Here is a 19,007-nt window from a genome sequence, read left to right as displayed (position 1 = left end):
AGTCACTCCTTAGCTCTGTGCGGCTTTGCGTGGAATAAACTCGTTCGCCACGGCTTCGCCCTGAAGCTGAAGCCGCTGCGGCTGCGGGATCTCCGGGATGGCGACATCCAGATGCGGGAATAACAGCTCGCCCACCTTGTACGCCTCTTCCAGATGCGGATAACCGGAGAGAATAAAGCTGTCGATACCCAGGTCTGCGTATTCATTAATCCGGGCGGCTACGGTCGGTCCGTCGCCGACCAGCGCTGTGCCCGCACCGCCGCGCACCAGGCCAACGCCCGCCCACAGGTTCGGGCTAATCTCCAGGTTCTCGCGCTTGCCGTTGTGCAGGGACGCCATTCGGTGCTGTCCGACGGAGTCGGTTTTGGCAAAGGCGGCCTGCGCCCTGGCGATGGTCTCATCGTCCAGGTGGGAAATCAGGCGGTCGGCGGCCTGCCAGGCTTCTTCATTGGTTTCCCGCACAATTACGTGCAGGCGAATGCCGAAGCGCACCTTGCGACCATGGGCGGCCGCCTTAGCGCGTACCTGGGCAATTTTTTCTTTCACCAGCTCAGGCGGTTCGCCCCAGGTCAGATAGAGATCGACCTGCTCTGCCGCCAGATCCTGGGCTACGTCCGACGATCCGCCAAAATAGAGCGGCGGTCGCGGCTGCTGCACCGGCGGGAAGTAGAGCTTCGCGTCACGAACGTGAATATGCTTGCCTTCAAAGGTGACGGTTTCACCTTCCAGCAGACGTCGCCAGACGCGGGTGAACTCGGCGGAGGCTTCATAGCGCTCGGTATGGTCGAGGAACACCCCATCGCCCGCAAGCTCCTGCGGATCGCTGCCCGTCACCAGGTTAAACAGGGCGCGGCCGTTGGACAGCCTGTCCAGCGTTGCCGCCTGACGCGCCGCCACGGTGGGGGAGACAACGCTCGGGCGTAAGGCAACCAGGAACTTCAGACGCTGGGTGACCGGGATCATCGACGCGGCGACCAGCCAGGCATCTTCACATGAACGTCCGGTCGGGATCAGCACTCCGGTGAAACCGATTCGGTCCGCCGCCTGCGCAATCTGCTGCAGGTAGCCGTGGTCAACCGGGCGCGAGCCCTCTTCTGTACCAAGATAGTGTCCATCACCGTGGGTGGGTAAAAACCAGAAAAGATTCAGACTCATGATTTAGCTCCTTCTTTGCCTGCGGGCTGCCAGATGCGTTCGCGAATAGTGACCTGTTTTGGCACCAGGTGGTTTTGATAGAAAAGGTCAGCCGTTTGTTGCTGAAGCGCGGCGACGTGCGCGTCCACGGGCGTAATGGTGGTCGGCGGACGGTGGTTGAGATAGCTCGCAATCACCGGCTCAGGTAAGCCCATGGTTTTCGCCAGCAGGGCAATGCTCTCCTGACGCTGGGTCTGGGTCAGCGCATCGGCCTGAGTAAAGGTATCCAGTACGCCCTGAATAAATGCGCCGTTCTTTTCCGCATAAGGACGCGCGGCCAGATAGAACGAGCCGGTCTGCTTCAGCGTGGTACCGTCTTTCAGCACGCGAACGCCGCCCTGCAGCAATGCGGCGGAGTAGTACGGATCCCAGATGGCCCAGGCATCAACGTTCTTCTGCTGGAACGCGGCGCGCGCGTCGGCAGGCGTCAGGTAAACGGGCTGAATGTCAGTGAACTTGAGTCCGGCTTCCTGCAGGGCACGCAGCAGCAGGTTGTGCGAGCTGGAACCTTTCTGGAAAGCCACTTTATGCCCTTTGAGGTCGGCGACGCTTTTAATGTCGCTGTTTTCAGGCACCAGGATCACTTCGGCCTTCGGTTTGGGCGGCTCAACGCCAACATAGACGAGGTCCGCTCCCGCCGCCTGGGCGAATATCGGCGGAATATCACCCGTGCTGCCGAGATCGATACTGCCGACGTTCAGGGCCTCCAGCATCTGCGGGCCAGCCGGGAATTCCACCCAGGAGAATTTGGTGTCCGGGAAGCGTTTTTCCAGAAGCTGGTGGCTTTTCGCCAGCACCATGCTGACGCTGCCTTTCTGATAGCCAATGCGTAAACTTTCCGGAGCCGTTTCTGCTGCATGGGCCAGCGAGGTAAGCGCCATCAGACCTGCCAGGCCGATGCGGGTTAACGTTTTAAACATGTGCGACTCCTTGAGGCTGACCAAACGCCGGCGCCTGGATATCCCGGCGGTGCAGAGCATGCCAGAAGGTTTCCAGGGCAGTATCGAGGCGGGTTTGCAGGTTCGGCGTAAAATGAGGTTTATGTTGATAATCGATAACCTGGGAGTCATCTGCGAAAACGCCGTGGAGGATCTCCTGCGCTTTCAGCGCGTTCAGCACCGGCTTCAGGGCATAATCCACGGCCAGTAAATGGGCAACCGTACCGCCCGTTGCCAGCGGCAGCACGACTTTGCCGTCCAGGGCGCGCTCCGGAAGCAGATCGAGCAGGGTTTTCAGCGCCCCGGAAAAAGAGGCTTTATAAATAGGCGTTGCCACAATTAAGCCGTCAGCGCCGTTAAGCTGCTCGATGAGCGTTTTCAGCGCTGGGCTGTCGAAGCGGGCGTAGAGCAGATCTTCAGGTTCGAAGTTATGCAGGTTCCAGTGGCACACTTCCACATCCAGGGCATTGAGTTTTTCGCGGGCATATTCCAGCAGGGCGCTGGAGCGCGAAGGGAATCGTGGACTTCCGGCCAGGGTAATGACGCGCATACTTCCTCCTTATAACCAATTGTTTGCTTTTATCTAACATTCATAACAATTTTCAGGAGTGTGACACTGCGCGGTTATTCCACTAAATGATTTATCTGCAATTAAAATGCGAAAAAGTGCATAAGAAATAGACGGGGAGGTAAACGATTGCGTTTTACGCTGATTTTTTGCCGCAGGTCAATTCCCTTTCGCGCGTGGATCGCCCATAATCCCCTCCCGGTTTGCACACCGGGAATCCAGGAGAGTTCATGTACTACCCCTTCGTTCGTAAAGCCCTTTTCCAGCTCGACCCTGAGCGCGCTCATGAATTTACATTCCAGCAATTACGTCGTATTACCGGAACGCCGCTGGCCGCTCTGGTGCGTCAGAATGTGCCGGAAAAACCTGTGCAGTGCATGGGTCTGACCTTTAAGAATCCGCTGGGTCTGGCGGCCGGTCTGGACAAAAATGGCGAGTGCATTGATGCCCTGGGCGCGATGGGCTTTGGCTCCATTGAAATCGGTACCGTCACGCCGCGCCCGCAGCCGGGAAATGACAAGCCGCGCCTGTTCCGCCTGGTTGAAGCCGAAGGGCTGATCAACCGCATGGGCTTTAATAACCTCGGTGTTGATCACCTGGTTGAGAACGTAAAAAAAGCCCATTTTGACGGAATATTAGGCATCAATATCGGTAAAAATAAAGACACGCCGGTAGAGCAGGGTAAAGATGACTATCTGATTTGTATGGAAAAAGTCTACGCCTATGCCGGTTATATCGCGGTGAATATTTCTTCACCCAATACTCCGGGTCTGCGTTCCTTACAATATGGCGAAGCGCTGGACGATCTTCTGAGTGCCATTAAAAATAAACAAAATGAACTCCAGACGATCCACCATAAATATGTTCCGGTCGCGGTTAAGATCGCCCCGGATCTTTCTCCTGAAGAATTGATCCAGGTTGCCGACAGTTTGGTTCGCCATAATATTGATGGTGTTATTGCGACCAATACCACTCTCGATCGTTCCCTCGTGCAGGGAATGAAAAACTGTGACGAAGCGGGTGGGTTAAGTGGACGTCCGGTGCAATTAAAAAGCACCGAAATTATTCGCGCCCTGTCTGCGGAATTAAAAGGACGTCTGCCGATTATTGGCGTCGGCGGCATTGACTCAGTGATTGCTGCGCGCGAGAAGATGGCGGCAGGTGCGTCACTGGTGCAAATCTATTCCGGCTTTATTTTTAAAGGACCGCCGCTGATTAAAGAAATCGTTACTCATATCTAATCTTTTCTCTTAATCAGACAACCAGGGCTTTATTTCCAGCCCTGGTTGTTTTATATTCCGTCACTGTTGCTTATTTAGTCATTATAGTCTTTTATTAATGGTGTTATAAACGAGGCGGCAAACAGGACATTTTTAGTACAGGACGTTTGGGGACGGGAGAGACACATGCGAATTAAACCTGACGATAACTGGCGCTGGTATTTTTGCGACGAGCATGACCGAATGATGCTCGATTTAGCCAATGGCATGTTGTTTCGTTCTCGTTTTGCCCGCCGAATGTTAACCCCGGATGCATTTTCCCCGTCGGGCTTTTGCGTTGACGATGCGGCGCTTTATTTCTCTTTTGAAGAAAAATGCCGCGATCTGGTGCTCTCTAAAGAGCAGCGTGCCGAGCTGGTATTAAATGCGCTGGTGGCTATCCGCTTCCTGAAACCGCAAATGCCAAAAAGCTGGCATTTTCTTGCGCATGGTATGAGCTGGACCCCGGCAACGGGTGACGCGGCCAGCGTCAATCTGAGCGATACCGCAGAAGAGGTGAGCCTGCTGGTGGTTGAGCCAGGTGAAAATGCTGCACTCTGCCTGCTGGCACAGCCCGGCGTAACCATTGCCGGGCGGACGATGCAGCTTGGCGATGCCATTAAAGTGATGAACGACAGGCTGAAGCCGCAGCTGCGCGTAGATTCCTTCAGCCTTGAACAGGCGGTTTAAGCTTCCAGCTGTACGGACGTTTTCGGTATGCAGCTACAGCACAGAATTGTGCCGTCATTTCCAATTGCCGATTTTTTCAGCGCACTAACCTCTCCATCCACCAGCCTGATGCGGCAGCATCCGCAAATGCCTGCGCGACAGGAATAGGGTACGCGAATACCTGCCTGCTCCAGTTGCTCCAGTAATACCTGCTGGTTGTTGCCACGGATGACGTTGCCCTGCCAGTGAATATCTACCGCAGAAGCGACATTTGTCACAACGTCGACCATTTCTTCTTCCTGACCCGAGCCGTAGGCTTTTGCAAGCCCTCTGGCAAGAATTTCTACCTCATCACCGACGCGGATTGCACCGCTGGAGCGAGGGATCAGGTTCTGGCCGAAATCCACATCGCCGTTGTCCTGCGCGGTGCGGAAAGACTGCAGCGTCTTCAGCGGTTCGCCGGAAGGGTGCTTCTGGCCTTTCTCAGGGCTCACCGTGGTGAAAATGCAGCGGCTGCAGGGTTTTACGACATCAAAGATGACGCTGCCGATGCGGATCACTTTCCAGGTGTCTTCTTCCCAGGCGTCGGCACCCGTAACCACCAGGTTCGGACGGAACTGTTCCATCTGAACGCTGGCCTTGCAGCGGCCTTGTAAATCACGCAGCGAGGCTTCGTTAGTCAGCAGGAATGGGAAACCATCGGCGAAGGAGAGGGGAACGGCGTCGTGGCGCTTCACGCGACGCGTCGGTTCAGGACCTACCCAGCGCAGCTGCACGTCGCGGGAGAAGAAACCGCTCAGCCAGCGGTTAATCTCATCCGGGGCGATGCGCGCGGTAAAATGATTGCCCCACACTTCCGTTGGCGCATCGACAGGCGCAAAATCAGCAAAGCGAATGACCGCGCTGGAACCGTCCGGCGCGGTAAGGTGCAAACCGTCATGAAGCGGGGAAGGGGTAAAGCGAACCATCTGCGGGAACTGGCGTGCGGTGATGAACGTGCCGTCAGGCTCGGTGACCATAAAAATACGATCGAAGGCGAATCCGCTCATGTCGGCCAGCGCGTGAGAGACGCCGATGCCGCGCATGGATTTCACCGGATGAATAAAAAGCCTGGATAACGTCGCCACTGCACACTCCCACAAATGAAAATAAGCCTTCAACTTTATGACATACACGCCATATTAGCTATAATGCGCGACAATTTTCTAAGAGTAAAAGTGACGATATGAATTCTCTGTTTGCCAGTACGGCCCGTGGGCTGGAAGAGCTGTTAAAAACTGAACTGGAAAGCCTGGGCGCGCAAGAGTGCCAGGTGGTTCAGGGTGGTGTCCACTTTGAGGGCGACACGCGGCTTATTTACCAGAGCCTGATGTGGAGCCGTCTGGCGTCGCGCATCATGCTGCCGATGAAGGAGTGCAAGGTCTATAGCGACCTGGACCTCTATACCGGCGTACAGATGATCGACTGGACAGAGATCTTCACGCCCAATGCCACCTTTGCGGTGCATTTCAACGGCGTGAATGACGAGATCCGCAACAGCCAGTACGGTGCCCTGCGCGTAAAAGACGCCATTGTGGACTGCTTCACGCGTAAAAATAAGGAACGTCCGAACGTCGATCGCGAAAATCCGGATCTGCGTATTAACGTCTGGCTCAACGGTGACTCGGCGAGTATTTCTCTCGATCTGAGCGGCGCGGGCCTGCACCTGCGCGGCTACCGCGATCGTACCGGTATGGCGCCAATTAAAGAAACCCTGGCAGCCGCTATTGTGATGCGCTCCGGCTGGCAGCCGGGCACGCCGCTGCTCGATCCGATGTGTGGTTCCGGTACGTTACTGATTGAAGCGGCCATGCTGGCAACCGACCGCGCGCCAGGCCTGCATCGCGGTCACTGGGGCTTTAAAGGCTGGGCCCAGCACGACGAAGCGCTCTGGAAAGAGGTCAAAGACGACGCGCAGACCCGCGCGCGTAAAGGTCTGGCGGAGTACACCTCCCACTTCTACGGTTCGGACAGCGACCCGCGCGTAATCGAACGCGCGCGCAGCAACGCCCGTCGCGCCGGTATCGGCGAGCTGGTCACCTTCGAGGTGAAAGACGTGGCGAATCTGACCAACCCGCTGCCAAAAGGCCCGTACGGTACCGTGATCAGCAACCCGCCATACGGCGAGCGTCTGGACAGCGAGCCGGCGCTGATTGCCCTTCACAGCCTGCTGGGCCGCAATATGAAGGACTACTTCGGCGGCTGGAACCTGTCGCTGTTTAGCGCCTCGCCGGAGCTGCTGAGCTGTCTGCAGCTGCGTGCCGATCGCCAGTTTAAAGCGAAAAACGGCCCGCTGGACTGCGTGCAGAAAAACTACCATCTGGCGGAGAAAGCGGCGGACAGCAAGCCATCCGGCGTGGCGGAAGATTACGCCAACCGCCTGCGCAAGAACCTGAAAAAATATGAAAAGTGGGCGAAGCAGGAAGGGATTGAATGCTACCGCCTGTACGACGCCGACCTGCCGGAGTACAACGTGGCGGTTGACCGCTACGCGGACTGGGTGGTGATTCAGGAATATGCGCCACCGAAAACCATTGATGCGCAAAAAGCGCGTCAGCGCATGCTGGACGTTATCGCGGCCACCATCGCCGTGCTCGGCATTGCGCCAAACAAGCTGGTGCTGAAAACCCGCGAGCGTCAGAAAGGGAAAAATCAGTACCAGAAGATGGGCGAGAAGGGTGACTTTATCGAAGTGGGCGAATACAACGCTCGCCTGTGGGTGAACCTGACCGACTATCTGGATACCGGCCTGTTCCTCGACCACCGTATCGCGCGTCGCATGCTGGGCCAGATGAGCAAGGGCAAAGATTTCCTCAACCTGTTCTCCTATACCGGCAGCGCGAGCGTGCATGCGGGTCTGGGCGGTGCGCGGAGCACCACCACGGTGGATATGTCCCGCACCTATCTGGAGTGGGCGGAGCGCAACCTGCGTCTTAACGGGCTGACCGGACGTCAGCATCGTCTGATGCAGGCCGACGTGCTGGGCTGGCTGCGTGATACCGACGAGCAGTTCGACCTGATCTTTATCGATCCGCCGACCTTCTCCAACTCCAAGCGCATGGAGGATAGCTTTGACGTTCAACGCGATCACCTGCGCCTGATGACCGACCTGAAGCGCCTGCTGCGTAAGGGCGGTACCATTATGTTCTCGAACAACAAACGCGGCTTCCGTATGGATCATGACGGCTTAGCAGCCCTGGGACTGAAAGCACAAGAAATCAGCCAAAAAACGCTGTCTCAGGACTTTGCCCGTAACCGTCAAATTCATAACTGCTGGTTGATTACCGCGGCCTGAAAGGAAAAATAAATGTCTTTAATTAGTATGCACGGCGCGTGGCTCTCTTTCAGCGACTCGCCGCTTCTCGATAATGCAGAGCTGCATATCGAAGATAACGAGCGCGTCTGTCTGGTGGGCCGTAACGGCGCGGGTAAATCCACGCTGATGAAAATCCTCAACCGCGAACAGGGGCTGGATGACGGTCGCATCGTTTACGAGCAGGATCTGATCGTCTCCCGCCTCCAGCAGGACCCGCCGCGTCACGTGACAGGCAGCGTTTACGATTTCGTAGCGGAAGGCATTTCTGAGCAGGCCGAATACCTGAAGCGCTATCACGAGATTTCGCATCTGGTGATGACCGACCCGAGCGACAAGAACCTCAACGAACTGGCGAAAGTGCAGGAGATGCTCGATCACCACGGTCTGTGGCAGCTCGAAAACCGCATTAACGAGGTTCTGGCCCAGCTTGGTCTGGAACCGGACATGGAGCTGTCGGCGCTCTCCGGCGGCTGGCTGCGTAAAGCGGCCCTGGGCCGCGCGCTGGTCAGCGGGCCGAAGGTGCTGCTGCTGGACGAACCGACGAACCACCTGGATATCGAAGCGATTGACTGGCTGGAAGGCTTCCTGAAAACCTTCAGCGGCACCATCATCTTTATCTCGCACGACCGTTCGTTTATTCGCAACATGGCGACGCGTATTGTCGATCTCGACCGCGGCAAGCTGGTCACCTATCCTGGCGATTACGACACCTATCTGCTGGAGAAAGAAGAAAACCTGCGCGTGGAAGAGCTGCAAAATGCGGAGTTCGACCGCAAGCTGGCGCAGGAAGAGGTGTGGATCCGCCAGGGCATCAAGGCCCGCCGTACCCGTAACGAAGGCCGCGTGCGCGCTCTGAAGGCAATGCGCCGTGAGCGCAGCGAACGCCGTGAAGTGATGGGTAGCGCCAAAATGCAGGTGGAAGAAGCGTCCCGTTCCGGCAAGATTGTCTTCGAAATGGAAAACGTCAACTATCAGGTTGATGGCAAAGTGCTGGTGAAAGATTTCTCCGCCCAGGTTCAGCGCGGCGACAAAATTGCGCTTATCGGCCCGAACGGCTGCGGTAAAACCACGCTGCTGAAGCTGATGCTGGGCCAGCTGCAGGCCGACACCGGCCGCATTCATTGTGGGACTAAGCTGGAAGTGGCCTACTTCGACCAGCACCGCGCGGAGCTGGATCCGGACCGCACGGTGATGGATAACCTCGCCGAAGGCAAGCAAGAGGTGATGGTAAACGGCAAACCGCGCCACGTACTGGGCTATCTGCAGGACTTCCTGTTCCATCCGAAACGTGCGATGACCCCAGTGCGTGCGTTATCTGGCGGAGAGCGTAATCGTCTGCTGCTGGCGCGTCTATTCCTGAAACCAAGTAACCTGTTGATTCTCGATGAACCAACGAACGACCTGGATGTCGAAACGCTGGAATTGCTCGAAGAATTGATTGACGGTTATCAGGGGACCGTAATGCTGGTCAGCCACGATCGTCAGTTCGTGGATAACACCGTAACCGAGTGCTGGATCTTCGAAGGTGAAGGGGGAATTGGACAATACGTAGGTGGTTATCACGATGCAAAAGGGCAGCAATCGCAGTCTCTGGCGCAGAAACAGTCAAAGTCCAAAATAAGTTCAGAACCTGCTGTAACAAAAGCAGAAACTGTCAAGAAAACCTCGGCTAAACTAAGCTATAACCTGCAGCGCGAACTGGAGGGGCTACCGCAGCGTCTTGAAGAGCTGGAGGCCGCGCTTGAGGATCTGCAAAAACAGGTTGCTGATGCGTCATTCTTTACCCAATCGCATGACTATACTCAGAAAGTACTGGCTGAACTGTCCGCGGCTGAAAAAGCCCTGGAAGAAGCATTTGAGCGCTGGGAGTACCTTGAGTCTCTGAAAAACGGCGCATAGACAGGGATAACATATGTGTGACCAGCACCATGCCGACAGGCATATTTTATGCTCGCAATGCGATATGCTCGTGGCGTTGCCAGAGCTTGGTCACGGACATAAAGCCCTGTGTCCACGTTGCGGCGCAACGTTGACAACCGAGTGGGACGCGCCGCGGCAGCGTCCCACTGCTTACGCTCTGGCAGCATTGTTCATGCTGCTGCTCTCCAATCTCTTCCCCTTCATCTATATGAAGGTGGGGGGGATAACCAGCCAGGTGGATCTGCTTGAAATCCCGGGCGTGATGTTCTCGGAAGATTACGCCAGCCTCGGCACCTTTTTTCTCCTGTTTGTCCAGATAGTCCCGGCTTTTTGCCTGGTCGTTATCCTTTTGCTGGTCAACCGCGTCAGGATGCCGACATCGCTGAAAATCCGGCTGGCGCGTATCCTTTTTCAGCTTAAAAGCTGGGGTATGGCCGAGATCTTTCTGGCGGGCATTCTGGTCAGTTTCGTGAAGCTTATGGCATACGGCGACGTGGGGATCGGCAGCAGCTTTATTCCGTGGTGCCTGTACTGTGTCCTGCAGCTGCGTGCCTTCCAGTGCGTGGACAGACGCTGGGCGTGGGATGATATCGCCCCGGCACCGACGCTTGCGCAAACGGTAAAAGTCGGCGTGCCCGGCATTCGTCAGGGGCTGCGTTCCTGCCCGTGCTGTACCGCCGTGCTGCCCGCCGATCTCGACGTTTGTCCGCGCTGCGAAACGAAAGGTCACGTACGCCGTAAAAATAGCCTGCAGTGGACGATGGCCCTGCTGGTCACCTCCATCATGCTGTATCTGCCTGCCAATATTCTACCGATCATGATCACCGATTTGCTCGGCGATAAAATGCCCTCGACGATCCTCGCCGGGGTGATCCTGCTGTGGGGCGAAGGTTCCTATCCTGTCGCCGGCGTGATCTTTATCGCCAGTATTATGGTGCCAACCTTAAAAATGATCGCCATCGCCTGGCTCTGTTGGGATGCGAAGGGGCATGGAAAACGCGACAGCGAGCGCATGCACCTGATTTATGAAGTGGTCGAGTTTGTCGGACGCTGGTCAATGATTGACGTGTTTGTCATCGCCGTTCTCTCTGCACTGGTGCGGATGGGCGGTTTGATGAGTATTTATCCCGCGATGGGGGCTTTAATGTTTGCACTGGTCGTGATTATGACCATGTTTGCGGCCATGACCTTCGACCCTCGTTTATCGTGGGATCGTGAGCCTGAATCAAGCCATGAGGAAGAGTAAGAGCATGGAAAATAAGAGTGGAGAGGCGAAAGTGCAGAAGGTCAAAAACTGGTCGCCGGTGTGGATTTTCCCCATCGTGACCGCGCTGATCGGTGCATGGATCCTGTTTTATCATTACAGCCATCAGGGACCGGAAGTCACGCTGATAACCACCAATGCCGAGGGGATTGAGGGCGGTAAAACGACCATCAAAAGCCGTAGCGTGGACGTGGGCGTGGTCGAAAGCGCAACCCTGACCGACGATTTAACCCATGTGGAAATTAAGGCGCGCCTTAATGCCGGCATGGAAAAACTGCTGCACGGCGATTCCGTTTTCTGGGTCGTTAAACCGCAGGTGGGGCGCGAAGGGATCAGCGGCTTAGGGACGCTGCTCTCTGGAGCCTACATTGAACTGCAGCCCGGCACGAAGGGCAGCCAGCCTGGGCAATATCAGCTTCTCGACTCACCGCCGCTTGCGCCGCCTGATGCCAAGGGTATCCGCGTGATCCTCGACAGCAAAAAAGCGGGCCAGCTTACGGCGGGTGATCCAGTACTGTTCCGCGGCTACCGCGTCGGTTCCGTTGAAACCAGCACCTTCGATGCGCAAAAGCGTACCATCAGCTATCAGCTTTTCATCAATGCGCCAAACGATCGTCTGGTGACCAGCAACGTTCGCTTCTGGAAGGACAGCGGGATCGCGGTCGATCTTACGTCGGCGGGGATGCGCGTAGAAATGGGTTCCTTAACCACGCTGTTTGGCGGCGGGGTGAGCTTTGATGTGCCGGAAGGGCAGGATCTGGGGCAGCCGGTTGCCGAGAAAACGGCGTTCAGACTCTTTGACGATCAGCGAAGCATTCAGGACGCGCTCTATACCGACCACATCGACTTCCTGATGTTCTTCAAGGATTCCGTCCGCGGTCTGCAGCCGGGCGCACCCGTTGAGTTCCGCGGTATTCGTCTTGGTACGGTTGGTCAAGTTCCGTTCTTTGTACCGGGCCTGAGCCAGATGCTGGACGATGATTATCGTATTCCGGTGCTGATCCGCATTGAGCCGGAGCGTCTGCTTAACCAGATTGGCGAGAACCAGGATATCGCGGCGCATATTAACGAACTGATGAACCGTGGTCTGCGTGGATCCTTGAAAACGGGTAACCTGGTGACCGGCGCGCTGTATGTGGATATGGACTTCTACCCGAAAGCACCGCCGATTACCGGTATTCGTGAATTTGGTGGCTACAAGATCATCCCAACGGTGAGCAGCGGTCTGGCTCAGATCCAGCAGCGTCTGATGGAAACGCTGGATAAGATCAACAATCTGCCACTGAATCCGATGATTGAAGCGGCGACGAATTCTCTGAGCGAAAGCCAGGCAACGATGCGTCGTCTGCAAACCACGCTGGATAACATCAACAAGATCACTGCGAGCCAGAGCATGCAGCAGCTGCCGCAGGATATGCAGAAAACGCTGCGTGAGCTGAACCGCAGCATGCAGGGCTTCCAGCCGGGTTCAGCGGCGTACAATAAGATGGTGGCAGATATGCAGCGTCTTGATCAGGTCTTGCGTGAACTGCAGCCGGTGCTGAAAACTCTCAACGAGAAGAGCAATGCGCTGGTGTTCGAAGCGAAAGATAAAAAGGATCCTGAGCCGAAGAGGGCAAAAGAATGAAAAAGTGGCTATTGATGGTTGGCGCTCTGCTGTTAACGGCGTGCAGTTCAGGGGTAGATAATAAAAGCTACTATCAGCTGCCTGTGGCTACCCACAGCGGTGGGCAAAGCACGGCCAGCCTGGGAAACCGCCAGCTGTGGGTTGAGCAGGTTGCCGTGCCGGATTATCTGGCAGGAAACGGCGTGGTCTATCAGACCAGCGACGTTAAATACGTGATTGCGACGAACAACCTGTGGGCCAGCCCGCTGGATCAGCAGCTGCGCAACACGCTGGTGGCCAATCTGGGCAGCCAGCTTCCGGGCTGGGTTGTCGCGTCGCAGCCGCTGGGTAACGACCAGGATACGCTTAACGTCACGGTAACAGGCTTCCACGGCCGTTATGACGGTGCGGTGGTGATCAGCGGGGAGTGGTTGCTGAACCATCAGGGGCAGCTGATTAAGCGTCCTTTCCATCTGGAGCTGAAGCAGCAGAAAGATGGCTATGATGAAATGGTGAAAGTCCTGGCTCAGGGTTGGGCACAGGAGTCGGCCAGCATCGCGAGAGAAATTTCCCGGCTGCCATAAGTAAAATTCATCATCAAAAACCGCAGTTGGCCTGTTGCTGATTGCGGTTTTTTTTCGTTTTCAGTTCAGTTTGTTACTTGTGCCACGTCACAATTTTTGTACAAATGAACTTCCGGCTAGCTCACAAATATGACACCCGTATGAATTTTGAACATTGACGATGCGACTAATTCGGGGTATTCGTTATCTGTGCCTGTGCATTGAGTGCAGACACTGTTTTCTTTCCACCAGACAAAAGAATGAGGGAAACGAGGCATGAAGAGACAGAAACGAGATCGCCTGGAACGGGCTCATCAACGTGGTTATCAGGCCGGCATCGCTGGACGTTCTAAAGAAATGTGTCCTTATCAGACGATAAATCAAAGGTCACAATGGCTTGGAGGCTGGCGAGAAGCCATCGGCGACAGGGCACTCATAGCCTGATAACGTCTCTTTCAAAAAAGAAACCTCCGCAATGCGGAGGTTTCGCCTTTCTGGGGGGGGCCAAAAGCACAATCAGAAAGCTGAAGTATCCTGGAACAGGCCAACTTTCAGGTCGCTTGCGCTATAGATCAGACGACCGTCGACCAGCACTTCGCCATCTGCCAGGCCCATAATCAGGCGGCGGTTAACGATGCGCTTGAAGTGAATACGATAGGTCACTTTCTTCGCCGTAGGCAGAACCTGGCCAGTGAATTTTACTTCGCCCACGCCCAGCGCGCGGCCTTTACCTTCGCCGCCCAGCCAGCCCAGATAGAAGCCAACCAGCTGCCACATGGCATCCAGGCCCAGACAGCCAGGCATTACCGGATCGCCAATAAAGTGGCAACCGAAGAACCACAGGTCCGGGTTGATATCGAGTTCTGCTTCTACGTAACCCTTATCGAAGTTGCCGCCGGTTTCGGTCATTTTCACGACACGGTCCATCATCAGCATGTTCGGGGCCGGTAACTGTGGGCCTTTAGCGCCAAACAGTTCACCGCGACCAGAGGCAAGAAGATCTTCTTTTGTATAGGATTCGCGTTTATCTACCATGTTCTCAGTAAGCCTTATTTTAGTGAAGGACGCAGGATAGCTAACACGTGTACGCTGAACAAGTCCGATCAGTTCGAACTAAACCAGCCCAGCCAGCGTAACGGCCATGGATAACGATGACGAGCATCCTGCTGTGTCGCCTGAGCTATGCGCTCCTGGATAGTCTGCATCAGGGTGGTTTGCCCTTCGCCATCCCAAACCAGATTTGTCAGTAAGGGTAGCGCATCCTCAATCCCTTCGATGGCCCAGATGGTGAATTGCTCTTGCTCAACCGCATCCAGAATATCCTGGCTGAGGCTCAAATGGCGTGCGTTGGGAGCAGGAATAATCACACCCTGTTTGCCGTTTAAACCGCGCTGCTGACAGATAGAGAAGAAGCCTTCAATTTTTTCGTTGAGGCCTCCCACTGGCTGTGCACGACCGAACTGGTCCACCGAACCGGTGATCGCGATGTTCTGATTGATGGGCACTTCCGCCAGGGCGCTGATTAAGGCGCAAAGCTCGGCCATAGAGGCGCTATCGCCATCCACTTCGCTGTAGGACTGCTCAAACGTCAGCGAGGCGGAGAAGGGGATCTGTTGCTCAAGCTTCAGCTCTGACATCAAAAACGCCTGCATGATCATCATGCCTTTCGCGTGAATGTTGCCGCCCAGCTCGGCTTTTCGTTCAATATCGGTGAACTCGCCATCGCCAATGTGCACAACGCAGCTGATACGGGACGGCTCCCCGAATGCGCGCGGATGGCCAGGAAATTCAATCACCGACAGGGCGTTGATCTGCCCGACGCGTTCGCCTTCGGTTTCCACCAGAATTTGTTCCAGCAGAATTTCATCCTGCATACGGTCGGCAAGATAGCCTTCTCGCCACTCACGCTGAGCCAGCATCTGAGTGAGCTGTTCTCCGGTGAACGCACCGTTACCGCTGATCACACCCACTTCACGCAGCTGTTTGCCGATCCAGAGCGGGCATAGCGGCAGCGTTTCCTGGTCACCGGTATAGCGTACCGCTTCGCGGATTAAGCCCGGCCACGCGTCAGCCACAGGGGTTGGCAGCGCAAAACGCTCAGCAACGGCCATAACCCACTGGCACCACTGCGCCATATCGTCGGCGTCAGCAATCTGGGTGTTGTCTTCGTATTCGCTATACACCGCCTGCTCAGCGAGTTCTGGCTCCATTTCCTGGAAGTCCGCCAGCGATTCACGGTCGCCCGTCAGCACGACGGTCAGCGACAGCGGCATAGACGGAACAGAGACAGGCAGAGGACGAGACTCATCGTAGCCGACCCAGTCGAAACGCTGCTGGTGGACGATGGTTTTCAGACGCATCCACAGCAGCGGCTGCGAGAGCAGGGTTCGCAGTGAGATGATGAGAACACCGCCATTTGCGCGATGCACCAGCCCCGGCTGCAGCGAAAGTTCGCCATTAAACTGGCGCAGACAACCAAAGAGTTGTTCCGCCTCGACCCAGTTAGCGGTAATCACTTCGCCCTTAGCGGCAAAACGGCCATCGGCCTGCGCCGCCGGTTCGAAAGTGACATCATGTCCCGCAATACGATACTGGCCGCCAAAAACTGCGTTCGCTTCCGGCTTCAGCTGGCGCACGGCATCACCGAGCAGCGTCAGGTATTCCGCTTCTTCCGGGGCCTTGAGCAGCATGAAGGGCGCTGTTGCCCATGGGCTTAACACCTGCTCCAGCGCATAATGCAAACGAGGCTGCGTATCGCTAAGGATGAATTCGTGTTCTTTTGCGAGTTCGGGCTGTGCAAACAGTTCCTGGTAACTTTCGGTATCCGGAACAAGGTCACGCCATGCAAGTTTCGTAATGGTCAAAGTTGATGTTTTTTAGTCAGATGTAAAAGCGTGGAGTATACCGTAAGCGGGGGGCTGTACCCAAGCAGGATTGGGGATTTCGACAGGGCGATTGGCTGCATTCACTCACAGGATATGATTTCTTTTCAGCAGATTGCTAAAAAACTGATATTCTGAACAGAGTTACGTGGTAACACTGAGATCGCAATGAAATATCAACAACTGGAAAATCTCGAAAGCGGCTGGAAATGGAAGTACCTGGTCAAAAAGCACCGTGAAGGGGAGCTGATCACCTGCTACGTCGAAGCCAGCGCTGCGCAAGAAGCCGTGGATATTTTGCTGACCCTCGAAAATGAACCGGTACAGGTTAACGGCTGGATTGAGAAACATATCAATCCTGCGCTGTTAAACCGGATGAAGCAAACTATCCGCGCGCGACGCAAACGGCATTTTAATGCTGAGCATCAGCACACTCGCAAAAAATCAATCGACCTGGAGTTCGTTGTCTGGCAACGCCTGGCTGGGCTGGCACAACGACGGGGCAAAACGCTGTCGGAAACCATCGTGCAGCTGATCGAGGATGCCGAACATAAAGAGAAGTACGCCAACCAGATGTCGACGCTGAAGAACGACCTTCAGGCTCTGTTGGGTAAAAAATAGATTTTTCTTTTCTTCAGACAATAAAAAACCCCGCATGGCGGGGTTTTTTTATAAGACGATAACTTATGCCGCTGGCTGAGTTACAACGTCTTTGATGCCTTTAACTTCGATCTCTACGCGACGATCTGGAGCCAGGCAGTCGATCAGTGCAGCGCGAGCTTTCACGTTGTCACAGGTGTTGCCAGTAACTGGGTTAGATTCGCCCATACCACGAGGGGAGATCTTGTTAGCTGGGATACCTTTAGAGATCAGGTAATCAACAACAGACTGAGCACGTTTCTCAGACAGTTTCTGGTTGTAAGCGTCAGAACCGATACGGTCGGTGAAGCCCAGAACCACTACGGAACCGTCTTTAGGATCCAGGTTGCTCAGCTGGGTGTACAGCTGATCCAGTGCCTGCTGGCCTTCTGGTTTCAGAGTCGCTTTGTTGAAGTTGAACAGAACGTCAGACTTCAGAGTGAAGTGCTTGGTCTGTACTTCTGGAGCTGGAGCCGGCGCTGGAGCAACAACTGGAGCTGCTTCTTCCTGCTGGCCGAAACGGTAGGAAACACCTACGCTCAGCATGCCGTTGTCTGGACGAACACCAACGGTGTTGCCGTCGCCGATGTTGTTAACCCACTGGTATTCCAGACGGGTAGCGATGTCACGGGTCATAGCCCACTCAACGCCACCAGCGAATACTGGGGAAACACCGGTGTCATGGTTGTCACCAGAGATGTTGTTGCTGGAATCTGCGCGCCATACCATGCCGCCCAGACGGGTGTACACGTCCAGATCGTCAGTGATTGGGTAGCCCAGTTTAGCGGTCAGCTGAACGCCCTGTGCTTTGAAAGCGCCGTTAATGGTGTCGCCTTTGTATGGCATACGACCTAACCAGTCGTAACCCATTTCAAAACCAACATACGGGTTAACCTGATAGCCACCGAACGCACCTGCACCAAGCTGGCTCTCGTGAGTTGGGCCATCATTGTTCAGGCTGCTGTTGTACCAGCCAGTGTCGTGGAACTGAGACCAGCCCAGTTTACCACCTGCATACCAGGTATTATCTTTCGGAGCGGCCTGCGCTACGGTAGCGAAGCCAGCCAGTGCCACTGCAATCGCGATAGCTGTCTTTTTCATTTTTTGCGCCTCGTTATCATCCAAAATTCGCCATGAAAGTCTCAGGAGAGAATCACGGTTAAATCCTTCACCGGGGGGCGTGGTCAAATATAAATCTACCGATATCTTCGGCTTAGGCCGAGCACCCCTGGCGATGTAAAGTCTACAACGTAGCTGAAAACTTACAAGTGTGAAGTCCGTCAGGCATATGAAAAAAAAAGTTCCGTATACCGATTATTTAACATTTTTCGAACGAATTTTGTGCAATAAAATTAAGGAGAACCGCACCAGACAAGCCTTGCCGCAATTTTCAGGCCGGGAACTTTAATGCCATCTTGTGGTCAAAAAAAATTCCAGGAAAAATCTTAATTTCACTCAATGATACAAATTTGAGTGAATTTTTAGCCCAGAAAGTTGTCCTCTGCGGTAAGAATCCGATCGAACCGGACGCATAATGAACCCGATCGCATTCCCTTCTTCGGCTGCTTCAGTCAGACGGAAATGTTCCTCTTCCGTCAATTCTTCCGGTAACCATCCAATCACCACGCTGTAATTTCCGGTGCGTAACGCGCGGATCATCGACTCAACGGTATCGCACGGCGGGAGCTGATTAATTTGCATGACCTTAGTAAGCGGAAGGCCTGCGGACTGAACCCACTCACGGCTCAGTTTTTGCTGAGGCGTGAGCCAAAGCTGCCAGCGCGATTGCTGACCAAGCTGTTGTAATAACGGCAACAACAGAAGTTGCGTCAACAGGGGCTGGTCTTCACGATAAACCACTTCACTGATAAGCCCCGTGGAAACACGCTCGACGGAATTCTGCGCGACATTGCCTGCGGTAGAAGAGAGAGAGGTTGAGCGATTTGCATAGCCTGAAGTGTGCATATTCATTCCAGCCCTGTAGTTACTGTATGGATATACAGTAACCCCTGTATGCATAAAGATCAACCTCATTTTCGGAAAGCGACTCGCAAAATTCATTCAATGTTGATGTCCCTCGAAAAATCATCTTGCTCATCGGCAATAAGTTGCCTATTTTCCTGCTAACGGATCCGCTAGTAAGAAATTTC

17 protein-coding genes are annotated in these 19,007 nt (G+C 54.8%); 9 read left to right on the top strand and 8 right to left on the bottom strand.

Features of this window, described 5'->3' with window-relative positions; all coding sequences use genetic code 11:
* Positions 1 to 9: 9 nt before the first annotated feature.
* From ssuD to ssuE, 3 genes are read right to left on the bottom strand one after another with little or no spacing between them, the layout of a single operon-like run.
* A complete protein-coding gene (ssuD, locus tag SPH27_RS06815) occupies positions 10 to 1,155 on the bottom strand; it encodes an FMNH2-dependent alkanesulfonate monooxygenase (protein WP_039261601.1) in 1,146 nt (381 codons plus the stop codon).
* The gene (locus tag SPH27_RS06810; RefSeq protein WP_032638812.1) at positions 1,152 to 2,114 is read right to left on the bottom strand and encodes a sulfonate ABC transporter substrate-binding protein; all 963 of its coding nucleotides are present in this window, start codon (positions 2,112 to 2,114) and stop codon (positions 1,152 to 1,154) included. The genes ssuD and SPH27_RS06810 overlap by 4 nt, the downstream gene beginning before the upstream one ends.
* On the bottom strand, positions 2,107 to 2,682 hold the full coding sequence (ssuE, locus tag SPH27_RS06805; RefSeq protein WP_023335146.1) for an NADPH-dependent FMN reductase: 576 nt from the start codon (positions 2,680 to 2,682) through the stop codon (positions 2,107 to 2,109). Before ssuE ends, SPH27_RS06810 begins: the two co-directional genes overlap by 8 nt.
* A 248-nt stretch (positions 2,683 to 2,930) precedes the next feature.
* Between ssuE and pyrD the strand changes: the two genes are divergently transcribed.
* Together pyrD and zapC are read left to right on the top strand one after the other, a co-directional pair.
* Positions 2,931 to 3,941 carry a quinone-dependent dihydroorotate dehydrogenase gene (gene pyrD / locus SPH27_RS06800; RefSeq protein ID WP_023311019.1) on the top strand — a complete coding sequence of 337 codons (1,011 nt, stop codon included), beginning with the start codon at positions 2,931 to 2,933 and terminating at the stop codon, positions 3,939 to 3,941.
* A 165-nt stretch (positions 3,942 to 4,106) separates the two neighbouring features.
* Complete coding sequence (gene zapC / locus SPH27_RS06795) at positions 4,107 to 4,649, top strand: cell division protein ZapC (RefSeq protein ID WP_023311020.1); 543 nt, start codon at positions 4,107 to 4,109, stop codon at positions 4,647 to 4,649.
* Here the strand turns inward: zapC and SPH27_RS06790 are convergent.
* Complete coding sequence (locus SPH27_RS06790) at positions 4,646 to 5,755, bottom strand: YcbX family protein (RefSeq protein WP_182071696.1); 1,110 nt, start codon at positions 5,753 to 5,755, stop codon at positions 4,646 to 4,648. The two genes, zapC and SPH27_RS06790, sit on opposite strands and share 4 nt — an antisense overlap.
* Before the next feature lie 98 nt (positions 5,756 to 5,853).
* Between SPH27_RS06790 and rlmKL the strand changes: the two genes are divergently transcribed.
* The 6 genes from rlmKL (at position 5,854) to rmf (ending at position 13,780) form a co-directional block, all read left to right on the top strand.
* Positions 5,854 to 7,962, top strand: coding sequence for a bifunctional 23S rRNA (guanine(2069)-N(7))-methyltransferase RlmK/23S rRNA (guanine(2445)-N(2))-methyltransferase RlmL (rlmKL, locus tag SPH27_RS06785; protein WP_182071695.1), 2,109 nt, complete (start codon positions 5,854 to 5,856; stop codon positions 7,960 to 7,962).
* A gap of 12 nt (positions 7,963 to 7,974) precedes the next feature.
* Entirely contained in the window at positions 7,975 to 9,882 is a 1,908-nt protein-coding gene (locus SPH27_RS06780; protein ID WP_182071694.1) for an ABC transporter ATP-binding protein, read from the top strand.
* Positions 9,883 to 9,895: 13 nt separating this feature from the next.
* Complete coding sequence (gene pqiA, locus SPH27_RS06775; RefSeq protein ID WP_033145116.1) at positions 9,896 to 11,149, top strand: membrane integrity-associated transporter subunit PqiA; 1,254 nt, start codon at positions 9,896 to 9,898, stop codon at positions 11,147 to 11,149.
* Between the two features lie 4 nt (positions 11,150 to 11,153).
* Positions 11,154 to 12,794 carry an intermembrane transport protein PqiB gene (gene pqiB, locus SPH27_RS06770; protein ID WP_048979353.1) on the top strand — a complete coding sequence of 547 codons (1,641 nt, stop codon included), beginning with the start codon at positions 11,154 to 11,156 and terminating at the stop codon, positions 12,792 to 12,794.
* Positions 12,791 to 13,357: a membrane integrity-associated transporter subunit PqiC gene (gene pqiC / locus SPH27_RS06765; protein WP_182071693.1), complete on the top strand. Its 567-nt coding sequence runs from the start codon at positions 12,791 to 12,793 to the stop codon at positions 13,355 to 13,357. Before pqiB ends, pqiC begins: the two co-directional genes overlap by 4 nt.
* Before the next feature lie 255 nt (positions 13,358 to 13,612).
* Positions 13,613 to 13,780: a ribosome modulation factor gene (rmf, locus tag SPH27_RS06760; RefSeq protein ID WP_013097261.1), complete on the top strand. Its 168-nt coding sequence runs from the start codon at positions 13,613 to 13,615 to the stop codon at positions 13,778 to 13,780.
* Between the two features lie 72 nt (positions 13,781 to 13,852).
* Here the strand turns inward: rmf and fabA are convergent, their stop codons facing one another.
* Positions 13,853 to 14,371: a 3-hydroxyacyl-[acyl-carrier-protein] dehydratase FabA gene (fabA, locus tag SPH27_RS06755; RefSeq protein ID WP_008499931.1), complete on the bottom strand. Its 519-nt coding sequence runs from the start codon at positions 14,369 to 14,371 to the stop codon at positions 13,853 to 13,855.
* A gap of 68 nt (positions 14,372 to 14,439) precedes the next feature.
* A complete protein-coding gene (locus tag SPH27_RS06750; RefSeq protein ID WP_182071692.1) occupies positions 14,440 to 16,200 on the bottom strand; it encodes an AAA family ATPase in 1,761 nt (586 codons plus the stop codon).
* Positions 16,201 to 16,386: 186 nt separating this feature from the next.
* On the opposite strand from SPH27_RS06750, the gene matP reads away from it, so the two are divergent.
* Positions 16,387 to 16,839 carry a macrodomain Ter protein MatP gene (matP, locus tag SPH27_RS06745; protein WP_032658161.1) on the top strand — a complete coding sequence of 151 codons (453 nt, stop codon included), beginning with the start codon at positions 16,387 to 16,389 and terminating at the stop codon, positions 16,837 to 16,839.
* Between the two features lie 63 nt (positions 16,840 to 16,902).
* Here the strand turns inward: matP and ompA are convergent, their stop codons facing one another.
* Positions 16,903 to 17,958 carry a porin OmpA gene (gene ompA / locus SPH27_RS06740; RefSeq protein WP_023311028.1) on the bottom strand — a complete coding sequence of 352 codons (1,056 nt, stop codon included), beginning with the start codon at positions 17,956 to 17,958 and terminating at the stop codon, positions 16,903 to 16,905.
* A 354-nt stretch (positions 17,959 to 18,312) separates the two neighbouring features.
* The gene (gene sulA, locus SPH27_RS06735; RefSeq protein WP_033145120.1) at positions 18,313 to 18,822 is read right to left on the bottom strand and encodes an SOS-induced cell division inhibitor SulA; all 510 of its coding nucleotides are present in this window, start codon (positions 18,820 to 18,822) and stop codon (positions 18,313 to 18,315) included.
* Between the last annotated feature and the right edge of the window lie 185 nt (positions 18,823 to 19,007).

This window comes from Enterobacter sp. A103, from assembly GCF_034427535.1.
In the GTDB taxonomy this organism is placed as follows: Bacteria; Pseudomonadota; Gammaproteobacteria; order Enterobacterales; family Enterobacteriaceae; genus Enterobacter; species Enterobacter asburiae_B.
The sequence above is the reverse complement of the archived record's forward strand: the minus strand, read 5'-3'. Positions and strand labels throughout refer to the sequence as shown.